The organism is Paenibacillus glacialis, assembly GCF_001637205.1.
GTDB lineage: Bacteria > Bacillota > Bacilli > Paenibacillales > Paenibacillaceae > Paenibacillus_AQ > Paenibacillus_AQ glacialis.
Map to the genome: position 1 here is coordinate 44,614 of NZ_LVJH01000007.1, position 22,873 is coordinate 67,486.

At 41.1% G+C, this 22,873-nt stretch carries 28 protein-coding genes; 26 read left to right on the forward strand and 2 right to left on the reverse strand.

All coding sequences use genetic code 11. From position 1 onward, the window contains the following. Positions 1-66: 66 nt before the first annotated feature. Positions 67-987 carry a patatin-like phospholipase family protein gene (locus tag PGLA_RS05545; protein ID WP_068529968.1) on the forward strand — a complete coding sequence of 307 codons (921 nt, stop codon included), beginning with the start codon at positions 67-69 and terminating at the stop codon, positions 985-987. A 78-nt stretch (positions 988-1,065) separates the two neighbouring features. Here the strand turns inward: PGLA_RS05545 and PGLA_RS05550 are convergent, their stop codons facing one another. Further along, positions 1,066-1,398, reverse strand: a complete 333-nt coding sequence (locus PGLA_RS05550; RefSeq protein WP_068529971.1) for a hypothetical protein — start codon at positions 1,396-1,398, stop codon at positions 1,066-1,068. A gap of 7 nt (positions 1,399-1,405) precedes the next feature. Continuing rightward, positions 1,406-2,398, reverse strand: coding sequence for a DUF1385 domain-containing protein (locus tag PGLA_RS05555; RefSeq protein WP_068529972.1), 993 nt, complete (start codon positions 2,396-2,398; stop codon positions 1,406-1,408). Between the two features lie 317 nt (positions 2,399-2,715). Here PGLA_RS05555 and PGLA_RS05560 point away from each other — a divergent pair, with 317 nt between their 5' ends. The 25 genes from PGLA_RS05560 to dxs all read left to right on the forward strand — a co-directional run bounded on the left by PGLA_RS05560 (position 2,716) and on the right by dxs (position 22,868). After that, positions 2,716-3,210, forward strand: a complete 495-nt coding sequence (locus PGLA_RS05560; RefSeq protein ID WP_068529975.1) for a YqhR family membrane protein — start codon at positions 2,716-2,718, stop codon at positions 3,208-3,210. Between the two features lie 81 nt (positions 3,211-3,291). Continuing rightward, a complete protein-coding gene (gene aroQ, locus PGLA_RS05565; RefSeq protein WP_068529977.1) occupies positions 3,292-3,738 on the forward strand; it encodes a type II 3-dehydroquinate dehydratase in 447 nt (148 codons plus the stop codon). Between the two features lie 44 nt (positions 3,739-3,782). Beyond that, a complete protein-coding gene (locus PGLA_RS05570; RefSeq protein ID WP_068529979.1) occupies positions 3,783-4,862 on the forward strand; it encodes a M24 family metallopeptidase in 1,080 nt (359 codons plus the stop codon). Between the two features lie 81 nt (positions 4,863-4,943). Continuing rightward, entirely contained in the window at positions 4,944-5,501 is a 558-nt protein-coding gene (gene efp, locus PGLA_RS05575) for an elongation factor P (RefSeq protein ID WP_068529982.1), read from the forward strand. A gap of 174 nt (positions 5,502-5,675) precedes the next feature. Further along, the gene (locus PGLA_RS05580; protein WP_068529985.1) at positions 5,676-6,923 is read left to right on the forward strand and encodes an aspartate kinase; all 1,248 of its coding nucleotides are present in this window, start codon (positions 5,676-5,678) and stop codon (positions 6,921-6,923) included. A gap of 171 nt (positions 6,924-7,094) precedes the next feature. Further along, entirely contained in the window at positions 7,095-7,361 is a 267-nt protein-coding gene (locus PGLA_RS05585; RefSeq protein ID WP_068529989.1) for a YqhV family protein, read from the forward strand. A 288-nt stretch (positions 7,362-7,649) separates the two neighbouring features. Beyond that, positions 7,650-8,648, forward strand: coding sequence for a stage III sporulation protein AA (gene spoIIIAA, locus PGLA_RS05590; RefSeq protein WP_068529992.1), 999 nt, complete (start codon positions 7,650-7,652; stop codon positions 8,646-8,648). Then, positions 8,641-9,159: a stage III sporulation protein SpoIIIAB gene (spoIIIAB, locus tag PGLA_RS05595; RefSeq protein WP_068529995.1), complete on the forward strand. Its 519-nt coding sequence runs from the start codon at positions 8,641-8,643 to the stop codon at positions 9,157-9,159. Before spoIIIAA ends, spoIIIAB begins: the two co-directional genes overlap by 8 nt. A 13-nt stretch (positions 9,160-9,172) precedes the next feature. Further along, complete coding sequence (gene spoIIIAC / locus PGLA_RS05600; RefSeq protein ID WP_068529997.1) at positions 9,173-9,376, forward strand: stage III sporulation protein AC; 204 nt, start codon at positions 9,173-9,175, stop codon at positions 9,374-9,376. Positions 9,377-9,386: 10 nt separating this feature from the next. After that, complete coding sequence (spoIIIAD, locus tag PGLA_RS05605; RefSeq protein ID WP_068529999.1) at positions 9,387-9,776, forward strand: stage III sporulation protein AD; 390 nt, start codon at positions 9,387-9,389, stop codon at positions 9,774-9,776. 17 nt (positions 9,777-9,793) lie between these two features. Further along, positions 9,794-10,984 (forward strand): stage III sporulation protein AE, encoded by a 1,191-nt coding sequence (gene spoIIIAE / locus PGLA_RS05610; protein ID WP_068530002.1) that lies wholly within the window; start codon positions 9,794-9,796, stop codon positions 10,982-10,984. 21 nt (positions 10,985-11,005) lie between these two features. Next, positions 11,006-11,758, forward strand: coding sequence for a stage III sporulation protein AF (spoIIIAF, locus tag PGLA_RS05615; RefSeq protein ID WP_068530006.1), 753 nt, complete (start codon positions 11,006-11,008; stop codon positions 11,756-11,758). Between the two features lie 14 nt (positions 11,759-11,772). Next, positions 11,773-12,411, forward strand: coding sequence for a stage III sporulation protein AG (gene spoIIIAG / locus PGLA_RS05620; RefSeq protein ID WP_068530008.1), 639 nt, complete (start codon positions 11,773-11,775; stop codon positions 12,409-12,411). Between the two features lie 44 nt (positions 12,412-12,455). Beyond that, positions 12,456-13,238, forward strand: coding sequence for a SpoIIIAH-like family protein (locus PGLA_RS05625; protein ID WP_068530011.1), 783 nt, complete (start codon positions 12,456-12,458; stop codon positions 13,236-13,238). Positions 13,239-13,395: 157 nt separating this feature from the next. After that, entirely contained in the window at positions 13,396-13,890 is a 495-nt protein-coding gene (accB, locus tag PGLA_RS05630; RefSeq protein WP_068530013.1) for an acetyl-CoA carboxylase biotin carboxyl carrier protein, read from the forward strand. Between the two features lie 109 nt (positions 13,891-13,999). Then, a complete protein-coding gene (gene accC / locus PGLA_RS05635) occupies positions 14,000-15,343 on the forward strand; it encodes an acetyl-CoA carboxylase biotin carboxylase subunit (RefSeq protein WP_068530017.1) in 1,344 nt (447 codons plus the stop codon). 133 nt (positions 15,344-15,476) lie between these two features. Beyond that, on the forward strand, positions 15,477-15,887 hold the full coding sequence (locus PGLA_RS05640) for an Asp23/Gls24 family envelope stress response protein (protein ID WP_068530020.1): 411 nt from the start codon (positions 15,477-15,479) through the stop codon (positions 15,885-15,887). A 77-nt stretch (positions 15,888-15,964) separates the two neighbouring features. Further along, positions 15,965-16,504, forward strand: coding sequence for an alkaline shock response membrane anchor protein AmaP (amaP, locus tag PGLA_RS05645; RefSeq protein WP_068530023.1), 540 nt, complete (start codon positions 15,965-15,967; stop codon positions 16,502-16,504). Between the two features lie 14 nt (positions 16,505-16,518). Next, positions 16,519-16,752 (forward strand): DUF2273 domain-containing protein, encoded by a 234-nt coding sequence (locus PGLA_RS05650; RefSeq protein ID WP_068530025.1) that lies wholly within the window; start codon positions 16,519-16,521, stop codon positions 16,750-16,752. A 231-nt stretch (positions 16,753-16,983) separates the two neighbouring features. Further along, positions 16,984-17,436, forward strand: coding sequence for a transcription antitermination factor NusB (gene nusB / locus PGLA_RS05655; protein WP_068530027.1), 453 nt, complete (start codon positions 16,984-16,986; stop codon positions 17,434-17,436). Positions 17,437-17,475: 39 nt separating this feature from the next. Next, positions 17,476-18,333: a bifunctional methylenetetrahydrofolate dehydrogenase/methenyltetrahydrofolate cyclohydrolase FolD gene (folD, locus tag PGLA_RS05660; protein WP_068530029.1), complete on the forward strand. Its 858-nt coding sequence runs from the start codon at positions 17,476-17,478 to the stop codon at positions 18,331-18,333. Positions 18,334-18,344: 11 nt separating this feature from the next. Next, positions 18,345-19,715, forward strand: a complete 1,371-nt coding sequence (gene xseA / locus PGLA_RS05665; protein WP_068530031.1) for an exodeoxyribonuclease VII large subunit — start codon at positions 18,345-18,347, stop codon at positions 19,713-19,715. Continuing rightward, positions 19,699-19,959 carry an exodeoxyribonuclease VII small subunit gene (xseB, locus tag PGLA_RS05670; RefSeq protein ID WP_068530037.1) on the forward strand — a complete coding sequence of 87 codons (261 nt, stop codon included), beginning with the start codon at positions 19,699-19,701 and terminating at the stop codon, positions 19,957-19,959. The genes xseA and xseB overlap by 17 nt, the downstream gene beginning before the upstream one ends. 22 nt (positions 19,960-19,981) lie before the next feature. Beyond that, positions 19,982-20,857, forward strand: coding sequence for a polyprenyl synthetase family protein (locus tag PGLA_RS05675; RefSeq protein ID WP_425415355.1), 876 nt, complete (start codon positions 19,982-19,984; stop codon positions 20,855-20,857). 103 nt (positions 20,858-20,960) lie between these two features. Next, positions 20,961-22,868, forward strand: coding sequence for a 1-deoxy-D-xylulose-5-phosphate synthase (gene dxs / locus PGLA_RS05680; protein WP_068530043.1), 1,908 nt, complete (start codon positions 20,961-20,963; stop codon positions 22,866-22,868). The last annotated feature ends 5 nt before the right edge of the window (positions 22,869-22,873 follow it).

Below are 22,873 nucleotides of genomic sequence, written 5' to 3' on the forward strand. Positions count from 1 at the left end.
AATTAGTCATGAAAAGTCCCCCGTGCTCATAGATAACACTATTATGAGTGAACGGGGGATTTGTATATGTTAATTAATGCCGTTTTTGAAGGAGGCGGGGTTAGAGGGATATCTCTTGCAGGGGCCGTTAAATCCGCAGAGCAGGCAGATGCGGTCTTTCATAGGCTTGCTGGAACGTCTTCTGGAGCCATTGTAGCGTCATTGTTGGCTGCAGGGTTTACGGCGGAAGAAATGAACGAGATCATCAACCAGACGCCATTTACGTCCTTTCTAAAGAGATCTCCCGTATTTAATACGAAATTTATAGGTCCACCTCTGCGAGTAATGTTAAAGAAGGGCTTATATTCGGGAGAGGCACTTGAACAATGGATTCGAAATGTTTTATTAGAGAAAAAAATCTCTACGTTCTCTGATCTTCCTCCGGGGAAATTACAGATCGTTGCTTCTGATATTAGTAATGGGAAAATATTAATCCTACCCGATGGACTAAGGAAATTTGGATTCAACCCTGACAAGTTTGAAATAGCTAAGGCAGTGAGAATGAGCACGAGTATTCCTTATTTCTTCGATCCGGTTAGACTCAGACTGATTGGTAATGCAGCTAAAGGTAAATCCTTTGCAGGCCAGTTTGTCTATGTCGTAGATGGTGCGTTATTAAGTAATTTCCCACTGTGGTTGTTTGATGATGAGATATCAAGGACGACTGGATTACCTATTCCTACGATTGGTTTTCGTATGGTTGGTAAGAAAGAGGGATTGCCTCACACCATCCGAGGGCCTTTCACTATGTTACAGGCATTATTTGAGACGATGTTATCTGCGCACGATGAAAGGTATATCGAGCGGGATACGAGCTTTCGTACCATCAAAATTCCTACATTGGGTGTAGGTACGACTAATTTTCATATTACGAAGGCAGAAAGCGCGGCATTATTCCAGTCGGGGGTTGAGGCAGGGAATAAGTTTTTTGGTACTTGGAAAGGTTGACACTTCTTACAAGAAATAAAAAGAAGGTAATCGTTAGATCCCTTAGGGATTTAGCGATTACCTTCTTTTTGATTCTTACTAATGATACTTCGGCATTTGGTCATCATCTTTACCTTTTTTACCGTCGATCACTTGAAAAGGATATTGCTTATTCTTTTTAGAAGATGGGCTAGAGGTATTTTTTTTGTTTCCAGCAACTTTATCCATGGTCTTACGGGATGGTATAACCTTGGGTTGCTTGTTAAACCGTCTAGGCTGATTAAATCTGAATAATAGGAATACGACTATAAACACTAGGGCTGGGATGAGCAGAAACTTAAGCAACTTGAAATTGTCGAATACGACATCGTTCAGTAAACCTAATGCTGCTAATATGATTACTGTCCACGTCACAAAAGATTGATTTTTCATCGTATCCTCATCCTTTCACAGTATCTAATACTCCGTTTCTGAGGGATGAATTAACCTTTGAGTTCTCGATCTCAACGTCTAATTCTCTCATTCGGTTAAAGGAAGCGATGGAAACTTCTACTTGTTCATCTAGTGGTTCTTTCGTCGTAAGTAACTGCAACCAGAGTCCAGGATAACCTAAGAACCGTAGGACTGGAATATCTCTCATCGCATTCGTAAGCTTCAGAAACTCAAAGGAAACCGCCATAACGACTGGTAATAAAACGATACGTTGTAAAACACGGTCAACCATATTGTCCCATGGCACGACGGAATAAATGATAACGCCCAGCAAAATGGTAAGCATCATAAAGCTACTACCGCAGCGATAATGAAGACGGCTATGCTTCTGCACATTGGCTACGGTCAATTCTTCGCCAGCTTCAAAAGTAGTTATAACTTTGTGTTCTGCACCATGATATTGAAATAGGCGTTTAACAACAGGAGTTAAAGTAATGATCCAAAGATATACAAGGAGTAGTGCTAGTTTAATTACACCTTCTACTAAGTTATGCAGAATGTAATTATTAAACAACTCGCCAAATATGAAATCTTCAAGGAATACAGGTAGAAGTGTGAAAATTAGCTTTCCTACGATAAAAGAGAGCACTCCAACTGCAGCAACACCAATCATCATGGTGAGGCTCATACTCGATTTTTCTTTGTCCTTCTGTTGAACCCGTTCTTCTGGTGATGTCTCATCATCCGCATAGGCATCCGCTGAGTAATTCAAATGCTTGGATCCCTTCGCACTGGAATCTATAAGACTGACAATGCCACGAATGAGTGGGATTTTTCGTAGTTTCTGTACCCATGATTTATCTTTACGTGGTACTTCCAAAAAAGTTATTTCATTGTTTTTACGTCTCACAGCAGTAACATTGATGTTCTTTCCGCCAAACATTACACCTTCAATGACGGCTTGGCCACCATAGCTGATAGACTTAGAATCTTGAGGCAACCAGTTCACCTTCCCTATGTGGGTTTATTTTTTTAAATATAAGAAAGTATAAGTTTCACTTGATACTCTATTCCTTATATTTCCAAAGAGGCGTTTACCCGTCCTTAAAGGACGGTGTATCCGTTTCTTCTTGGTTTCTTTAATTCTATTGTATAGAATTTTCTCTTCAATATCTAGTTCACTTAAATATAAGGGATCTCAGGTTTGTTTTTCATTATGATGGAGCCAACACAATGGTTGGTTTACACAAGAACGAAATGAACATACTAGGCATAGAAGAATTTTAGGGATAAGAGCATAAAATAGGGGGATTTCTTATGAATCAACATCAAAAGTCAACTCATACATATACCAATCCGTTTACATTTGCGTTAGAGTTGGGTTTTTTTGCAGGTATCATTTGGGGTGTTGTGCATTGGCTTTTCTATATATTTAAATTTACGAAAGTCATTCCAGCGTATTTAGCAGAGCCATTTTTTAAGAATCAATTTTTGAAAAGTGGAGCAGGTCATCTCGTGGGATTATTGTTTTTTATAGCGTTCTCGATCGTGGTATCACTCATCTATGTAGCCCTGTTTCGTAAGTTGAAGGGACCTTGGCCGGGCATGATATATGGCGTTCTTTGGTGGATCATTATCTTTGTGGTGGTAGGTCCTTTATTCAATATGGTGAAGCCTTTGTCAGGTCTATCGGCAACGACGATCATTAGTGAATTTTGCATATTTCTATTGTGGGGATTGTTCATTGGGTACACAATTGCCATGGAGTTCACAGACGAAAGAATGAGGGAGCCTAAGAAAGTAGAGGGCTGAGCTCGAAATAGCTTCTCAAGAATACATTCCCTATGGTAAAATAGCAGATGGTTATTTGATTATAAGGGTGGGAATATCAATTTGAATACCATATGGGTGATTAACGGACCGAACCTGAATCTCTTGGGTGTAAGGGAACCTGGTATTTACGGGTCACAAAACTTACAATCTATTGAAGATAATATTCGGAAGCAAGCAAGTAATCTGGGTGTTGATATTTCCTTCTATCAATCAAATCATGAGGGAGTTATGATCGACTGGATTCATGAAGCAATGGAGAAAGCGAAAGGGATTATTCTTAATCCGGGTGCACTAACCCATTACAGCTATGCGTTACGTGATGCGATTAGTTCTGTACGCATTCCAGTAGTAGAGGTACACTTATCCAATATTCACTCTAGGGAGTCTTTTCGACACACGTCTGTGATTGCTCCTGTTGCGCTCGGGCAAATTGCCGGATTCGGTGCATTAAGTTATGAGTTAGGGCTAATTGCACTGGTACGCCATTTGGAAGATCAAGGACGGTAGTATTGCTCTTCTTGGAGTCTGTCTTTAGAGAGGGAGATCACATAATGGAAAATTTACGAGTACTTAAGTTGCGTGAAGGTATGCAGAAGAATAATGTGGAAGCTATATTTATCACGAGTCCAATTAATCGTCGATATTTGTCAGGATTTACTGGATCGTCAGGGTATGTTCTAGTGACGTTGTCTAATGCATATTTACTTACAGATTTCCGTTACATGACTCAAGCACCGCAACAAGCTAAGGGCTTCACCGTTGTGGAACATGGTACTCAAGTGATGGATAATGTGAAAGAGCTGCTTGTGAATAGCAAGATTAAACAGCTTGGTTTCGAACAGGATGATGTATCTTATAGCGCGTATACTACTTACAAGGAACAGCTGGTACCTGAGATCGAGCTTATCCCTGTTAAAGGTCTAGTAGAGCAATTGCGGATATTTAAGGATGAGGAAGAAGTGAAGGTCATGCAACGTGCAGCCGACCTCGCTGATGAAACATTCAGTTATATTCTGAATGTTGTGAAGCCTGGTATGACGGAACGTGAAGTTGATCTAGCGATGGAATTCTATATGCGTAATCATGGAGCAACCTCATCATCATTTGATACCATTGTTGCTTCAGGTGAACGTTCTTCCATGCCTCATGGTGTTGCGAGCGAACGTGTGATCCAAGGAAATGAATTTATTACCTTTGATTTCGGTGCATTACTCGATGGGTATTGCTCTGATTTAACACGGACGATTGCATTAGGCAACCCACAACCAGTATTGAAAGAAATTTATGATATTGTACTGGAAGCACAGTTGCATACACTGGCGAACATTAAGTCAGGTATGACGGGTCGTGAAGCGGATGCGCTTGCACGTGATATTATTACGAAATACGGATATGGAGAGCAATTCGGTCATAGTACTGGACATGGATTGGGTATGGAAGTACATGAATCTCCACGCTTATCTAAGCTGAGTGATGACATTTTGCAACCAGGTATGGTAGTTACGGTAGAACCAGGTATTTATTTGCCGGGGATCGGTGGAGTTCGTATTGAGGACGATATTCTGATTACAGAGACGGGTATTGTTATATTGACGCATAGTAGTAAAGATTACACTGTGTTGAATGGTTAAGTTTATGCTTGTGTAGCTAGTTTTTTACGAAGCATATTCAAGAAGTAACGCTATAAAAAACTTTTAGGAGGTAATTATTTTATGATATCAGTAAATGATTTTAAAACAGGGTTAACGGTTGAAGTTGAGGGTGATATCTTTACCGTTATTGATTTCCAACACGTTAAACCAGGTAAAGGTGCGGCATTTGTTCGTTCTAAATTGAAAAACTTGCGCAATGGTAACACTGTTGAGCGTACTTTCCGCGCAGGTGAAACGATTGGACGAGCAATTATTGAGAACCGTCCAGTACAGTATTTATATGCTAGTTCGCAAGAGCATGCTTTCATGGACAACGAAACCTATGATCAATTTACTTTGACTAGTGATCAACTTAAATGGGAATTGAACTTCATCAGAGAAAACATGAACGTTAATATTATCAGTTATAAAGGTGAAATTCTGGGTATTAACTTACCTCACAGTGTGGAGTTAAAAGTGGCAGAAACTGAGCCAGGCGTTAAAGGAAACACGGCTCAAGGTGCTACCAAAAATGCTACACTAGAAACAGGTCTTATTGTTCAGGTTCCACTCTTCATTAACCAAGAAGATGTGTTGTTGATTGATACTCGTGACGGTAAATATATTTCCCGCGCTTAATCAGCCAACTATTTGTATGAATTAATTCCACATTATCCTCCATCGCGAACTGCGGGGAGGATTTTTGTTGAAATTATCTAAAAAACATTGACGAAACTGCTTACTTTCGTATTATACTGATTTAAAGTACGACAGAAAGATAGATGTTTAAAATGAGTGGGGAGTGAATCGAAGTTGTCACTGTACGTCATGAAATTCGGAGGCAGTTCCGTTGGTAATACCGAGCGAATGCAGCGTGTAGCAAGACGGATCGTTGAGAAACAAGATGAAGGTCATCAATGTGTCGTAGTAGTCTCTGCAATGGGAGATACGACTGATGAGTTAATTGATCAAGCTATGCTTTTGAACCCAGAGCCACCAGCTCGGGAAATGGATATGTTAATGACTACGGGAGAACAAATGTCGATGGCTTTGTTATCGATGGCTATTCACCAACTTGGTCGGGAGGCCGTTTCCTTTACAGGATGGCAAGCAGGATTCCGCACAGAGCCCGTACATGGTAAAGCACGTATTATGAATATTATCCCGGATCGTATTCAAGCAGCACTAAGTCAAGGGAAGATTATTGTGGTTGCCGGATTCCAAGGTATGACGGAAGATGGAGAGATTACGACATTTGGTCGTGGTGGTTCTGATACTACAGCTGTTGCATTGGCTGCAGCAATCAATGCTGATGTGTGTGAAATATACACCGATGTAGATGGCATTTATTCTACAGACCCACGAGTTGTAAAGTGCGCTACAAAACTTAAGGAAATATCTTACGATGAAATGCTGGAGCTTGCTAGTCTTGGAGCAGCTGTTCTTCACCCTCGCGCAGTTGAGTATGCGAAACATAATAAAGTTCGGCTAGTTGTACGGTCCAGTTTTAATAATAATGAAGGTACGGTTGTGAAGGAGGAAGCGAGTATGGAACAAGGGGTTGTCGTAAGTGGGATCGCCTTTGATAAAAATGTCGCACGTATCAGTATTCTAGGCGTATCGGATACGCCAGGAGTGCTTGCACAAGTATTTGGTGCATTGGCGCAAGAAGGTATTAATGTGGATATCATCGTACAAAGTGGCGTGAAGAATGGTGAAGCGGACTTCTCGTTTACAGTGTCAGAATGTGACCGTGCTGTAGCTGTCATCGAAAGTATCAAAGGCCAGCTTCCATACCGTGAAGTAACTTTTGAAGATCATCTAGTTAAGGTGTCTATCGTTGGGGCTGGTATGATAAGTCATCCAGGCGTTGCAGCTCAGATGTTCGATGTTATCTCCAAACAAGGCGTAAGCATTAAGATGGTTAGTACCTCTGAGATTAAAACCTCTTGTGTTATTGATGGCAACAACTTAGAAGAGGTAATTAAAGCACTTCATACGGCTTACAATCTGGATGCTGATAAACAAGTATTTGTCGGAGGTCCTCAGGATCGTCGTTAATCGTGAAATCATATATAAATTCGTATAGTTAAAATTGATAGATGAAGACCCGAATATTTTCGGGTCTTTTTTTCGTTGTCTACAAATGAATGATTCTTCCAAAATTCACATCTAAATAGAGAGATTCCTGCATATTATGGGTGTTAGCAGTGAAAATAAAGGAGGTTCTCCATATTGGATAAGTTCGTAGTCAGTATGGCTACCCTGAGGCTCATCTCCGGAAGTATTGAGATAACTGCAGCTCTGTTTATGTTGAAAGTTGGACAGGTTGATAAGGCACTTACGATTAATACAACGTTAGCTTTTGCTGGACCAACGGTGTTGATTATCACGACTTCTATAGGATTGTTAGGAACGGTTGATAAGCTATCTTGGGGTAAAATGGCCTGGATGTTGCTAGGAATATTATGTCTCTTAATTGGTATTCTGAAAAAATGATAGATTTAATGGTCATAAAAATGGAGTACAGGCATACATATGAGGTAAGAAAACAACGAGCAGACTCTAGCGACTATGTATAAAAAAAGTGAGAAGCCACACAAAAAAAGTATTGCTTACGAAGTTAATTTTAGCTTCACAAAAATTTTAGCTCATGCTTACGAAGTGATTTTTGCTTCACAAAAATTTTAGCTCATGCTTACGAAGTGATTTTTGCTTCGCAAAAATTTTAGGTCTACGCTTACGAAGTTAATTTTTGCTTCGCAAAAATTTTAGGAGGTAGCATTCATGAAAATGAACTGGTTGGAGCTATTTCCTGAACCGATCAAGTCTCTCCTTGAACATTTGCCTTTCTCCATACTGGATCGATTAGAAGAAATTCGAATTCGTGAAGGGCGGCCTCTTGAAATTAATGCAGCAGGTGAGCATCATTTCCTTACAATGAGCGGTAAATTGACATTTCGTGTCGAGGAATCGTACAAGCCAGGAAGAGAAGATACTCATCGGCTGTTAGACAGGATCAGCAACCATTCCCTGTACACAATGGAGGAAGAGTTACGTAAAGGGTTTATTACCATACCAGGAGGTCACCGAATCGGGCTAGCAGGAAGAACGGTTCTAAGTGGAGGTAAAGTCGAACACTTACGTGATATTAGTGGTTTTAATCTTCGGATCGCGAGAGAAATTCGAGGAGCGGCTGATGCGATCCTGCCTCATTTGATAGATAAGAAAGAGAAGAGAATGAAACATACGCTGATTCTTTCTCCCCCTCAGCACGGGAAAACGACGCTGATACGGGATATGGCCAGGCAGATTAGCAGCGGTAGTTATGCTGATTCAACTGTGAAATGGTCAGGCTTGAAAGTTGGAATCATTGATGAAAGGTCTGAAATTGCAGGAAGTATGCGTGGTGTACCTAGCTTTGATGTTGGTCCTAGAACCGATGTCATGGATGGCTGTCCTAAAGCAGAAGGGATGATGATGATGATCCGCTCGATGTCTCCTGAAGTGTTGCTGGTGGATGAGATCGGTCGTCCTGAAGATGTGGAGGCCATCACTGAAGCGCTTCATGCAGGGATTTCCGTTATTGCTACAGCTCACGGCTCGTCAGTGGACGAACTCTCACAACGTCCTGCGATGGCTTCGCTTATGGCGAATCAGATGTTTGAGATGTATGTCATTCTGAATCGGAAGGCTGGTAAGCCAACTTATCGTATACTCGACCGACAGCAGCGGGCAATCCAGCTGTCCTTGCCTTACCAGAAGGGAGTTGATGCCTATGGTTAAACTGCTGGGGATGATGATTATCGTTCTATCGGGGACATTAGCAGGGTTCAACAAGGCAAGGCAATTTGAAAGAAGGCCACAGCAGATTCGTGAACTCATTTTAGTTATGCAGCGCTTAGAGACTGAAATATCTTACGGATTTACTCCATTACCTGAGGCGCTTAACAAGATGGGGTCGCAGATGCAAGAGCCGTTGAAATCTTTTTTTATAAGCGCTGCTACTGACATGAATTCACCCCAAGGATTGACTGCACAAGAAAGTATTGAGCAAGCATTATCCGTACACTGGAAGCGAACTTCGATGAAAGCCGCAGAGAGGGAAGTCCTTCACCAACTGAGCTTTACTTTGGGTACAAGTGATCGTCAGGACCAGATTAAACATATTGCATTAGCTGCACAGCAGTTAAAACATGAAGAACTTGCGGCAAGGGAGGAGCTAGACAAATACGGAAGATTAAGCAAAAATCTAGGGCTTCTTGTGGGAGTATTGATCGTCATTTTGATCTTTTAGCGAGGTGCAGGAAATGAACATTGACGTGAACGCTATCTTTCAGATAGCGGGAATCGGGATCATCATTGCCATGATTCACACGGTGCTCAAACAAATGGGAAAAGAGGATATGGCTCATTGGGTGACGGTCATCGGTTTCGTCGTGGTGCTGTTTATGGTCGTTCGAATGCTCGACAACCTGTTGCAAGAGATCAAATCCATCTTTCTGTTCCAGTAGGAGAACCGTTATGGAAATCATTCAAGTTGTAGGTTTGGGTATAATATCCACCATTCTAATTTTAATTATTAAAGAACAAAAACCGATGTTTGCTTTTCTAATTGCGGCATCAACAAGCATTCTAATCTTCCTGTTCTTGATGGGTAAGATTGGTGCTGTAATAAATGAATTAGAGAGAATGGCAGAATCAGCAGGTGTTCAGATGATTTACTTAAAAACGATTCTCAAAATCATCGGTATTGCTTATATTGCCGAATTCGGATCCCAAATTGTAAGAGATGCAGGGCAGGAAAGCATTGCATCCAAGATTGAATTAGCAGGCAAGGTCTTGATCATGGTACTAGCTATACCAATCATTGGAATTATCATTGAAACCGTCATGAAGCTACTTCCTGCCTAAGAAAGTGGGATATTACCATGTTAGGACGACAACGTTCTCCAGGCGTGTTATATAAATTTGTATTCATAATTCTATTGGTGTTGACGTGGGGAAGCAGTGTCTATGCTGATTCACCCACGAATCAACTTATACAACAACAAGCTAACAACTTACCCACTGATCAGGTGGAAAATTATTGGGACAAATTGATGAAAGATTACGGTGGATTCTTTCCAGATCAGAAAACACCTTCCTTTATGGATATGTTACTTCCAGGTGGAGAAGGACTTGGAATCAAGAACGTGATGTCTGGTCTAACATCCTTCTTCTGGCATGAAGTGCTCTACAATGGGAAATTGCTCGTCACTATCGTGATGCTAAGTATCATGAGTTTGATCCTTGAGACATTACAGACTGCATTTGAACGAAATAATGTCAGTAAGATCGCTTATTCATTATGTTACATGATCGTTATGGTTATCGCGATTAATAGTTTCTCTGTAGCCATTGGTTACGCCAAAGGGGCTATTGATAACATGATCGACTTCATGATGGCGATGGTACCACTGCTCTTCTCGCTTCTGGCATCTATGGGAAATATCGTTACTGTATCTGTTACGCATCCATTGATCGTATTCATGATTCATACCGTTGGGACGGTTGTTCGAACGACTGTATTTCCACTCCTATTCTTCTCAGCAGTATTACACATTGTAAGTTCCTTGTCAGACAAATATAAGTTAACGCAAATGGCGAATCTATTGCAAAAAATCAGTGTAGGGCTGCTTGGAGTGCTCTTAACAATTTTCCTTGGAGTCATCTCGGTTCAGGGGATTACAAGTTCTGTGACGGATGGCGTGACGATTCGAACAGCAAAATTCATATCGGGTAGCTTCATTCCGGTTGTAGGTAAGATGTTCGCAGATGCAACAGACACGGTAATATCTGCTTCATTATTAGTGAAAAATTCGATCGGATTGGCCGGCGTCATTATCATTCTCTTCCTCTGTATCTTTCCTGCTATCAAAATATTAACGCTTGCACTGATTTATCATGTAGCAGCAGCTGTGATGCAGCCATTAGGAGATACCCCGATTGTTACATGCTTGCAAACGATAGGTAAAAGTATGATTTACGTATTTGCGGCAATGGCGGTTGTAGGATTGATGTTCTTTCTAGCCATAACCATCCTGCTAATGGCTGGTAATGTAACCGTCATGATGAGGTAAAGAAGGAGGAGGAAGTTACGTATGAGTTGGTTAAATGAATGGATGAAGGAAGTCATTATGGTGGTTCTTTTGGCAACTTTCGTGGATCTCATTCTACCCAGTCGTTCTATGGAACGTTATGTCAAGCTGGTCCTTAGCCTACTTATTCTTCTCACCTTATTACAGCCAATCATCAATCTGTTTACGGATTCACCTGAACAAAAGTTGAGTGCAGCATTTCAAACGCAAGCAATGAATTCAACTAATTTTACAAATGGCAAAGAGACGACATTACAACAAATTTTGTCGAAAGCAGATCAAATGAAACATCAGCAACAATCGCAGAGTCTTCAGTGGGCTGGAGAAGAGGTGGCAAGACAAATGAAGCAACAAATTCAAGAGCAGACAAGGTCGCTGGTTCAAGAAGTCAAGGTTCTTCTTACTCTCCTTCCTGCTAAAGAGGCGAATGAACAAGCATTACCTTCGATTACATCTGTCGACGTTGTTTTACAGGAAGAACCACAAGCTCTTCAAGAACAATCGAATCAAGATCACAACTCATCGCAGCCAATTCTTATATCACCAATAGCTCCGGTTAAGGTGGAAGTCAATCTAGAGCCTGTGAAGCCAGAAAGTAACTCACGTGATAATAGTGCATCGGATAAAAAATCCGAGAAGGTATGGAGTCCAAACGAGAAAAATGCTGAAGATATCGTGAAGTTACTTCAGATGAAATGGAATCTACAGTCTGAGCAAATACAGGTTAAACAGAGTGAAGACGACGGCAAAATATAAGGGGGTGAGTGTATTTGGGAAACTGGTTTAAGAGGATAGAGCAATGGGTTGGTGGCGGAAATAGCGGAGCTAAAAAAATATCTGTGTTTCGCTGGCTCATTATTCTTGGTTTGGTGGGCGTAGCGATTGTGCTATTTAATTCCTTTGTCAATGTGAAGAAGGTCGACGATGAGAACATAGGAAGGGAGCCACCGAGCTCAACTTCTACACAGGCAACTTTCCAAAGTACAGACTCGCAAGCGGACTCCTTTGGCACGATTGAAGAGGTGGTCGAGAACAACATTAAAGAGATTTTGGAAAAAATAGTCGGCGTTGGAACAGTGGATGTATTGGTCACAGTAGATTCGACTGAAGAAATTGTCATTCAACGTAATGTCAAAGATTCGCAACAAACATCACAAGAGAATGACGCTAACGGTGGTAAACGAAATACTACCCAATATACACGAGATGGTGAAATCGTAACGTATGAATCATCAGGAAGTGAGACACCGATCGTGACAAAGCGGGTCAAACCGCAAATCAGAGGCGTATTAATTGTAGCTAAAGGGGCAGAGAACCAAGTGGTTCGTAATCTTGTTATAGATGCAGTAGGGAAAGGATTAAATGTACCGGGCTTTAGAATATCAGTCGTTCCACGTAAACAGGAGTAATGTTTCATCTATTTTTTTGAAAAGACAAAGGAGGAAATTTAAAAATGAATAATAAGAGACAAACAATTTGGTTAGTATCTATGTTGAGTTTGATGGTGGTATTATCAGCATATTACCTTTTTACAGAAGATTCTGGAACATCAAAAGTCCCTGTAGCAGATAGTCAACAGGTTGTAGATCAAAGATTAGTTGATAATAAAGAGGCTGTTATTACGGAAGTAGATGTAGATGAGCAAAGTAGTGATCTTACAGAAACAGCCAAAACGACGGATACAGTAAAGGAAACTGACAATACAACAGTAACTAATGATACTGCTAAGGAAACGGATAAGGCAGTAGCTAAGGATACTACTAAGGAAACGGATAAGGCAGTAGCTAAGGATACTACTAAGGAAACCGCAAAAGCTGAAACACCGAAATCAAGCGAGGCAAAGAATGATGATGAGGTATTAAAAGAAGTTGCATCCCAAGCCACTTCTGGAAGAAGCATTCTCGATTCCTATCAATTGGAACGTAAAGATAACACTATGAAGAAACAAAGCGATTTGTATGTGAAATTGAATGAGACGAATACACCTGAAGAAGTGGCGAAAGCCAACGATGAACTGAGAAGTCTAGATGAGAAAGAATCTAAGATTACGGGAATTGAAGAGGAACTTCATCAGCAATTCGAAGAGGTTGTTGTTAAAGAAGAGAATGATAAATATCAAGTGCTTGTTCTAAGTGAGAAATTGGATGTGAAGCAAGCTGTAAACATTGTACAATTAGTCATGAAAGAGCTAAATGTATCTCAAGATAAGGTTAGTGTACAATACGTAGCACCTTAATATAATCCCTATATTTCACCATAATTAGACAAATAAGGAAATGGTCCAGGAGGTTCTGGACTCTTTCCATTTCTTGCGTTTGTGATATAATACATATCGGTATGTATATGCAAGTCGTGAGTAAGGCGGTTCTGAAAGTTAAAGGAGTGAATTGACAATGTTTAAGTTGAGTGAGATTAAGGAATTGATCAAGTTAGTAGACCAAACATCTGTTCAAGAGTTGGAGATTGAGATGGAAGGTACTCGTGTATCCATTCGTAAACCTGGGAAGGAAGTTGCACATTATCAACAATCCATCCCACAAGCATATCCAACGGCACCATTACATGTTCAGCCGATGCTGCATCCTACAGAGCAGGGATCTGATCTAAGTTCGACTGGTCAGTCGACATCAGCAGATTTATCATCCTCATTACATAAAATTGTTTCCCCTATGGTGGGAACATTCTACAGATCTGCTTCTCCTGATGATGCTCCCTTTGTAAGTAGTGGAGATAAAGTAGACTTGAAATCAACGGTGTGTATCATAGAAGCTATGAAGTTAATGAATGAATTGGAAGCTGAAATAAAAGGACAAATTGTAGAGGTGTTGGTTGAAAATGGCCAATTGGTCGAATATGGACAGCCTTTATTCTTGGTGAAAACGGAGTAGGACGTTACTACAATAATCTTACGAAGAGAGTTTTCCTACGGAAAACTTTGAGTTAATGCTTACGAAGAGAGTTTTCCTACGGAAAACTTTGAGGAGGATGGTACTTGCAATGAAATTTCATAAAGTGCTCATTGCGAACCGCGGAGAAATCGCGGTTCGTATTATCCGGGCTTGTCGAGAACTTGACATATCAACGGTTGCAGTATATTCAGAAGCAGACAAAGATTCTTTGCATGTACGTCTAGCTGATGAAGCATATTGTATTGGACCTATACTATCAAAAGATAGCTATCTGAATGTTACTAATATCATGAGTGTTGCTACACTTACAGGGTGTGATGCAATTCACCCTGGATATGGATTTTTAGCAGAGAATGCGGATTTCGCGGAGATCTGTGAATCGTGCAACATTACATTTATCGGTCCTTCAGCAGATGCTATTAATAGAATGGGTGATAAATCCGTTGCTAAACTGACCATGAAGGAAGCCGGTGTACCCGTAATTCCAGGGTCTGATGGGATAGTAGATAGTCTAGATGAGGCGATTATTCTTGGTCGTGATATTGGCTATCCACTCATTATCAAAGCAACCGCTGGTGGCGGAGGTAAAGGGATACGTATCGCGGAAGATGAAGACTCACTAATTAAGCAAATAACTGCAGCTCAGCAAGAAGCTCAGAAAGCTTTTGGCAATGCAGGTGTATATTTAGAGAAATATTTGACCGGAATGAAACATGTGGAAATCCAGATTATTGCTGATAATTATGGTCATGTGGTGCATTTAGGAGAGCGAGATTGTTCTATACAACGTCGTAGACAGAAGTTGCTAGAAGAAGCTCCATGTCCTATACTTTCCCCAGAAATACGTGAACGGATGGGTGAAGCTGCTATTCGAGCTGCTAAGTCAGTTCAGTACTCGGGAGCGGGAACGCTTGAATTCTTGCTTGGAGATGATGGGCAATTCTATTTCATGGAGATGAATACACGTATTCAGGTTGAACATCCTGTGACAGAATTAGTGACTGGTGTAGATCTCATTAAGGAAATGATCTCTGTAGCAGAAGGGCATTCTCTTTCTTTCAGACAAGAAGATATTGTGATTAACGGGTGGGCTATCGAATGCCGGATTAACGCAGAGGATCCTGATAAAAACTTTATGCCTGCGCCTGGAAAGATTTTATTTTATCTTCCTCCCGGTGGTCCTGGTGTTCGAATCGATAGTGCAGCTTATCAAGGGTATACGATTCCACCGTATTATGATTCTATGATTGCTAAGCTGATCGTCTGGGCACCAACACGACAAGAAGCTATCGCAAAAATGAAACGTGCATTATCCGAATTTATGGTGGAGGGAATTCATACAACGATCCCATTTCACCAAAAACTTTTGAAACATCCTACGTTCATCGAAGGGGATTTCGACATCAAGTTTCTTGAAGAGAACGAGATTTGATTTCTTGAACTTTGTTTGTCTTAATGAACCCTAAATGATATAGTATGGATAACAAAATTTGCATGCCTAGTAAGTGCTATGCGATTATCTATTAATGCTAAAGAATTTACTTGAAGGGTGTGATAAGGTCATTATGAGTACAATACCGAACGAATTTGAACGAACGGATATCGGTGAGATCCAAATTGCTCCTGAAGTCATTGAGGTTATTGCTGGATTAGCTACAGTTGAAATTAAAGGTGTAGCTGGCATGAGTGGAGGATTTGCAGGTGGTATTGCAGAACTTTTAGGGCGTAAGAATCAATCTAAAGGTGTTAAGGTTGAAGTTGGCCAACGCGAAGCTGCAATTGATGTATCCGTCATCGTAGAATACGGTTATCGTCTGCCTGAAGTAGCTACTCAAATTCAGACTAATGTTAAACGTTCTATCGAGAATATGACAGGACTAACCGTAATTGAAGTGAACGTGCATATTCATGATGTTATTTTTAAAGTAGTGGATAAGAGCGAAGACGTTGATGTTAGCCACCACCGGGTTAAATAATAGACTATGATAGGCATTCGAACCCCCGACATTTCTTGTCGAGGGTTTACTATAATTTTAGGAGGTTGGGTTGTTTCGTGGCTAAAATACTTGATAGACTTCTGCTGTTTATATATAGCTTGAGTATTGCTATTCTTTCAGTAGCTGCCATCCTCAAACTCAGTGGTGTTTTACCATCTAACTGGATTGATGACTCGGATTACCGTGTGTTCATCTCGACGATTGTTGTGTTGGTGATATTATTTCTTCTAAGTATTCGTTTCTTCTATATCTCTATTCGTAAAGATCGGAATAGTATTCCTTCCATTGATCAGCGAACGGAGTTTGGAGATATTCAAATTTCAGTAGAAACGATTGAGAATTTATGTCTCAAGGCAGCATCTAAAGTACGAGGTGTAAGAGACTTGAAAGCCCGTATCAAGGTGAATCAAGCAGGTATTACGATTGAGATTCGTGCTGTTGTGGATGGTGAATTTTCCATCCCTGTCTTATCCTCTGATATACAGAAACAAGTCCATGATTATTTGCAAGAAACCACTGGGATTCCGGTGTCGGATGTGTCGGTATTTATAGCTAACGTTGCTCAATCACCAAGCTTTAAGAGTAGAGTGGAATAGAGGTGGATTTCCCGATGCTTTGGAAAGAAATGTGGGGGAGTCACAGAGGACGCATTGTCGGTATTATGGGTGGGGTTTTATTTGGTATTATTTATTTGATATCTGGTTTTTGGGATATGTTGTTCTTTGCATTGGTTGTGTTCATTGGGTACACTTTCGGTAAAAGAAAAGATTTGCAACAGGGTTCCTTCTTTCAATTGAGGGAAGCTGTGCAATGGTTATCGGAACGGTGGCGCCCTTTCAAATGAACCCTGTGATATGCTTTCTCTAAGAAAAAGAGCTACAGCTTCGCCAGGCCCATTTTTTGGAGAAAGTTTTCCGGGGTTTTTTTTGTGAATATTAAGAAAGTATAAGTTTTACGTTATACTTTGTTAATATTTCACGAAGAAACACATCTGAAACCTGAAATGACAACATGATAGGTTCTGTTATAAGACAAAATGAACGCAATACAAGATATTCAGGAGGAACAGATAATTATGAAAAGACGTGTGGCAAGAGAAATCGTAGTACAAAGCTTGTACCAAATGGAAATGAACTTAGTTGAAAGTGAAGAAGCTGTATCGATCCTTTTGGAGGAAGCTTCTGAAGAGAATGAGACGGAAAGAGTCATCAAAGATGAAATCAAACTAAAGGAATATGTTCTTGAGCTAGTGAACGGGACTTGGAGTAATAAAGTTGCGATTGACGAATTGCTGGGGCATTATTTAGTTGGATGGCAAATGAGCCGTTTATCTCGCGTAGATCGTCAAGTATTGCGATTAGCGACTTATGAAATGGTATATCAAGAAGACGTTCCAGCGAAAGTGGTTGTCAATGAGGCGATTGATCTTGCGAAACATTTTGGAACAGAGGATTCAGGTAAGTTTGTAAATGGTGTATTAGGTAAAATGATTGGTGATTTGGATGAACTTAAAGAGAAACGTTCCTAGAATTCCTAATTATACTTAAACATAAGGGGAGAGAGTGTAATGACAGCAACGATTATTAATGGGAAACAGGTATCAGATGAAATCCGTGGTTCATTAGCTAATGAAGTAAAGGAACTTTCAAATAAAGGCGTTGTTCCAGGACTTGCTGTCGTATTGGTGGGGGAAGACCCTGCCTCTCAAGTCTATGTCCGTAATAAAGAGAAAGCTTGTCATGACCTAGGCTATTATTCTGAAGTACACCGTCTATCGGAGACGACTACGCAAGAAGAATTGCTGACATTAGTGGATAAGCTTAATCATCAGGACAATATCAATGGCATACTTGTACAACTACCACTTCCTGGGCATATTGAAGAAAAGGCTGTTATTAATGCGATCTCGGTGGAAAAAGACGTGGATGGGTTTCACCCCATTAACGTAGGTAACTTGGTGATCGGTGATGATAGTCTCCTTCCATGTACACCATCGGGTGTTATTGAACTGATAAAGCGTGCCGGCATTGAAATGTCAGGTAAGCATGCTGTCGTGATTGGAAGAAGTAATATCGTTGGTAAGCCTGTATCGTTATTGCTTCAACGGGAGAATGCTACCGTTACGATGTGTCATTCACGTACAGCTAATATGGCTGAAATTGCGAGACAAGGCGATATTCTAGTCGTAGCTATCGGAAGAGCTAACTTTATTGATGCAAGTTATGTGAAACCAGGAGCAGTTGTTATCGATGTTGGGATGAATAGACTTCCTAATGGTAAACTTGCTGGTGATGTTGATTTTGAAAGTGTTAAAGAAGTGTCAGGACCTATTACACCCGTTCCTGGAGGCGTTGGTCCGATGACAATTACAATGCTTATGCAGAATACGTTGATTGCGGCTAAACGTCATCATAAATTGGCTTAAAGGGGTTTGTTATGGACCAGCAGAATGTATTATCCATTAAAGATCTGAACCGATACATCCGGATGAAGCTGGATTCGGATTCATTGTTGTCTGATGTATGGATTCGTGGGGAAATATCTAATTTCACTCACCATTCTAGCGGACATATGTATTTCACATTGAAAGATGAGAGTAGCCGTATACGTGCTATTATGTTTGGATCTCACAATCAAAAATTACCTTTCATACCGAAGGAAGGTTCGCGGGTGATCGCCAGAGGGAATGTTACTGTCTATGAACGAGATGGACAGTATCAATTCTACGCGACACATATGCAGCCTGATGGTATCGGAAGCTTATATCTTGCCTATGAACAGCTAAAGAAGAAATTAGAGTCCGAAGGGTTATTTGCGTCTGAGCGAAAGCGTCTAATACCTGACTACCCAAAGACAATCGGCGTAATCACGTCTCCAACAGGAGCAGCGGTAAGGGATATTATCATTACGCTGAAGCGGCGGTATCCCCAAGTAAACATCATCCTTTATCCTGTGCTTGTGCAAGGTAAAGGAGCTGCTCCATCTATCGTGAAAGCAATCGAGGCTTTGAATAGTATGGCAGAAGTCGATGTAATCATTGCGGGTAGAGGTGGCGGCTCGTTAGAGGAATTGTGGGCTTTTAATGAGGAAATGGTTGCTAGAGCTATTTTTCGATCCGTGATTCCAATCATTTCTGCAGTGGGACATGAAACGGATTTCACGATTGCCGATTTCGTTGCTGATCTCAGGGCGGCGACTCCTACGGCAGCAGCTGAACTTGCCGTACCCAATGTAGAAGAAATTAAGGCTACTCTGAATCTTAGAGAACGTCAGTTACGACAGGCTTTGAATCAACGAGTACAACATGGTCGTGAGCGGCTAGCAGCGCTACAACGTTCACCTGTGTTGGTTCATCCTCGCAGAACTTTACTGCAACATACGGAGCGGCTGGATAGGCTACAGCAAGGGCTTACACGATCGATTCGTTCTAGTGTAAAGCTTAATAAGGAAAGAAAATCCCGAATCCATCACAGCTTGTTACGATTCAATCCGAAAGAGCAAGTGTCTTCCGCTAAAAAGAGTAGAGAAAAAAGTCAGCGTCAGCTTCAGCTGGCTATGTTATCTATTCTGAAAGGAAATCAGACACAACTCGGTTCTGCGGTAAGACAACTGGATGCTCTTAGTCCATTGAAGGTCATGTCTAGGGGATATAGTCTTGTTTATGACGAACATGAGAAACGTTTGATTAAATCGATAAGCGATGTACAGCTTGGAGATTTGGTGAAGATAAGAGTCAATGATGGTCAATTCGATTGTCAGGTATGGGCAATCAAGGAGGATGAGCAAAGTCATGGCGAAGGTCACTGAACTTAATTTTGAACAAGCAATGAGCCAGCTAGAAGAAATTGTAGACGAGCTTGAGCATGGGGACGTTCCTTTGGAAAAAGCGATTGAGTTATTTCAAAAAGGGATGGGCTTATCTCAGTTATGCAGTCAGAAGCTGGAACAGGTTGAACGCAAAATAGAAATGATTGTGGAGGAAGATGGCGAGCTTCGGAAAAAGCCATTTGGTGCTTCACTTGATTCAGAAAGTGGTGAATCCATTGAGTAATCAACCTTCATTAAATGATTATATTGAAGATATATCGGATCTGATCACATCATCCTTGTTGGAGATATTCCCATCCAACTGGGATGTTCCTTCTAATCTAAAGGAATCGATGACCTATTCCCTACTTGCAGGAGGAAAACGCTTACGACCGTTGTTAGTTATTACAGCTTGTGAAGCTCTTGGGGGACGACGTGAAGTAGCGATAGAAGCAGCTTGTTCTGTTGAAATGGTTCATACATATTCGCTTATCCATGATGATCTTCCAGCAATGGACGACGACGATTATCGTCGTGGGAAGCTTACAAATCATAAAGTGTATGGTGAAGCCATGGCCATCCTTGCGGGAGATGGACTGCTTACGCATGCCTTTTTTAGTTTAGCTCAGATTGCACGTAAGCATGGTATTCCTTCAGATAGGGTTCTTGCTATTGTTGAGGATTTGGCTGAAATGGCTGGACCTAGAGGCATGGTTGGTGGTCAGGTCGCGGACATGGAAGGGGAACAGGGCCTAACGAGCATATCCCAACTTGAGTATATACATACCCACAAGACGAGTGATCTGTTTATATTCTCTCTAATTGCAGGGGGACGAATTGCAGGGGCTGATGAAGCTAAGATTACAGCACTTCGTTCATTTGGTCACCACATTGGACTAGCCTTCCAGATTCAAGATGATATTCTTGATCTAATTGGTGACGAAGCTAAGCTTGGTAAAAAGACTCAGAGTGATGTCAAACAAGATAAAGTGACTTATCCTTACTTTATTGGTCTTGATGAATCGAAGTTGGAAGTCGCAAGATTGACCCATGAAGCTAAGAGAGTAATTATAGAGGCTGGTTTCCCTCATCCAGAACGTCTTCTGGAAATTGCAGATTATTTGGTCAATCGGGATCATTAAGACTGCTAATTTTATTAGTAAGGTTCATTTGTGATATAATGAGCGGAAAGATTTCCAATCTCAACATTAACAAATCCTATAGAAGAAAAGTGGGGAGATTTAAGTGAAGCTTCCACAATTGAAACATCCAGAACAATTGAAGTCACTTTCGGTTGACGAACTAACTGCCCTGGCGGCTGAAATCAGACAGTTTCTGATTGAGAAGTTGTCTGTTACAGGAGGGCATCTCGCATCGAATTTGGGCGTGGTGGAACTAACGCTTGCTCTTCATTACTGTTATAACAGCCCGAAAGATAAGTTTTTATTTGATGTAGGACATCAAGCATACGTCCATAAGATACTTACTGGTCGTATGGATCGATTCGATACATTACGTAAATATAATGGATTATGTGGGTTCGTGAAGAGGTCAGAAAGTGAACATGATGTCTGGGAAGCCGGTCATAGTAGTACATCTCTATCCGCTGCCATGGGTATGGCTCTTGCTAGAGATCTTAAAGGCGAAGACAACAAGGTTGTTGCGTTTATTGGAGATGGTGCATTAACAGGTGGTATGGCATTTGAGGCGCTAAATCATATTGGTCATGCACAGAAGAAATTAATGGTGGTCCTAAATGATAATGAGATGTCTATTGCACCCAATGTAGGCGCTATGCATAATTATTTAAGCAAGTTACGTTCAGATCGTCACTATTTACGAGCAAAAGACGAAGTTGAAGGCATGCTTAAGAAAATTCCAGCGATTGGTGGTAAATTAGCCAAGACGGTTGAGAAGTTAAAAGATAGCGTTAAATATATGGTTGTACCAGGTATTCTTTTTGAGGAACTAGGTTTTACGTATCTTGGTCCAGTTGACGGACATGACCTTCAGAAATTAATCGATACGTTTCAGCAAGCGGATAATGTAGATGGCCCTGTGTTTGTTCATGTTCTTACAACGAAGGGCAAAGGCTATACACCTGCGGAAGCGGATTCCTATAAATGGCATGGTATCACACCTTATAAGATTGAATCCGGTCAAGTTCTGAAATCAGTAGGAAACCCAATGTATACGGATGTGTTCGCACAAACATTAATTGAACTTGGAGAACGTGATTCAAGAGTCGTGGCCGTAACACCAGCAATGCCTGGGGGTTCGGGACTATTTCCATTCAGTGAAAGATTTCCAGATCGCATGATTGACGTGGGGATTGCAGAGCAACATGCGGCAACCATGTGTGCGGCTTTGGCGATGGAGGGAATGAAACCTGTATTCGCAGTGTACTCTACATTTATGCAACGGTCTTATGATCAGATTGTGCATGACATTTGCCGACATAATGCCAATGTAACGTTTGCTATTGATCGTGCCGGATTTGTTGGAGCAGATGGAGAGACACATCAAGGGGTATACGATATTGCTTTCATGCGTCATATTCCGAATATGGTTCTTATGATGCCTAAGGATGAGAATGAGCTTCGGCACATGATGTATACGGCACTAGAATATAATGATGGACCTATAGCTTATCGTTATCCACGTGTGAATGGACTTGGTGTGCCTATGGATGAGACGCTTGTATCCATTCCAATTGGGAAATGGGTAACGGTTCGTGAGGGAGAAGGGTACGCTGTACTTGCCGTAGGCCCTATGGTGCAAGTGGCTCTCGACGCCTCAGAACTACTTAAGCGAGAGGGAATTCAACTACAAGTTGTGAACGCTCGTTTTCTTAAGCCTGTGGATGAAGAAATGTTACGCAGCCTTGCTAAATCAAGAACGAATATGATCATCTTGGAAGAAGCATGTGAGGCTGGAAGTCTCGGTGGTGCTGTTCTTGAATTTTACGCAAATGAGCATATGTTTGATACGACCGTTTCAATTATGGGTGTTCCTGATCGATTTATTGAACACGGAAGTATCAAAGAGCAACGCGAAGAAACTAACTTAACGGCAAGTGCAGTATGTGAGGAGATACGTAAACTTATAGCTCTTCATCCTTATGAATATGGTAAAAGCAGCTTTCCGTCTTAAGGCGT

Coding starts and splice junctions, on each gene's coding strand:
- PGLA_RS05545 (WP_068529968.1), top strand. CDS start 67: ATGTTAATTAATGCCGTTTTTGAAGGAGGCGGGGTTAGAGGGATATCT.
- PGLA_RS05650 (WP_068530025.1), top strand. CDS start 16,519: ATGCTTTGGAAAGAAATGTGGGGGAGTCACAGAGGACGCATTGTCGGT.
- nusB (WP_068530027.1), top strand. CDS start 16,984: ATGAAAAGACGTGTGGCAAGAGAAATCGTAGTACAAAGCTTGTACCAA.
- PGLA_RS05550 (WP_068529971.1), bottom strand. CDS start 1,398: ATGAAAAATCAATCTTTTGTGACGTGGACAGTAATCATATTAGCAGCA.
- spoIIIAB (WP_068529995.1), top strand. CDS start 8,641: ATGGTTAAACTGCTGGGGATGATGATTATCGTTCTATCGGGGACATTA.
- accB (WP_068530013.1), top strand. CDS start 13,396: ATGTTTAAGTTGAGTGAGATTAAGGAATTGATCAAGTTAGTAGACCAA.
- PGLA_RS05640 (WP_068530020.1), top strand. CDS start 15,477: ATGAGTACAATACCGAACGAATTTGAACGAACGGATATCGGTGAGATC.
- spoIIIAC (WP_068529997.1), top strand. CDS start 9,173: ATGAACATTGACGTGAACGCTATCTTTCAGATAGCGGGAATCGGGATC.
- spoIIIAF (WP_068530006.1), top strand. CDS start 11,006: ATGAGTTGGTTAAATGAATGGATGAAGGAAGTCATTATGGTGGTTCTT.
- PGLA_RS05625 (WP_068530011.1), top strand. CDS start 12,456: ATGAATAATAAGAGACAAACAATTTGGTTAGTATCTATGTTGAGTTTG.
- efp (WP_068529982.1), top strand. CDS start 4,944: ATGATATCAGTAAATGATTTTAAAACAGGGTTAACGGTTGAAGTTGAG.
- accC (WP_068530017.1), top strand. CDS start 14,000: ATGAAATTTCATAAAGTGCTCATTGCGAACCGCGGAGAAATCGCGGTT.
- spoIIIAD (WP_068529999.1), top strand. CDS start 9,387: ATGGAAATCATTCAAGTTGTAGGTTTGGGTATAATATCCACCATTCTA.
- xseB (WP_068530037.1), top strand. CDS start 19,699: ATGGCGAAGGTCACTGAACTTAATTTTGAACAAGCAATGAGCCAGCTA.
- spoIIIAE (WP_068530002.1), top strand. CDS start 9,794: ATGTTAGGACGACAACGTTCTCCAGGCGTGTTATATAAATTTGTATTC.
- spoIIIAA (WP_068529992.1), top strand. CDS start 7,650: ATGAAAATGAACTGGTTGGAGCTATTTCCTGAACCGATCAAGTCTCTC.
- PGLA_RS05570 (WP_068529979.1), top strand. CDS start 3,783: ATGGAAAATTTACGAGTACTTAAGTTGCGTGAAGGTATGCAGAAGAAT.
- xseA (WP_068530031.1), top strand. CDS start 18,345: ATGGACCAGCAGAATGTATTATCCATTAAAGATCTGAACCGATACATC.
- PGLA_RS05560 (WP_068529975.1), top strand. CDS start 2,716: ATGAATCAACATCAAAAGTCAACTCATACATATACCAATCCGTTTACA.
- folD (WP_068530029.1), top strand. CDS start 17,476: ATGACAGCAACGATTATTAATGGGAAACAGGTATCAGATGAAATCCGT.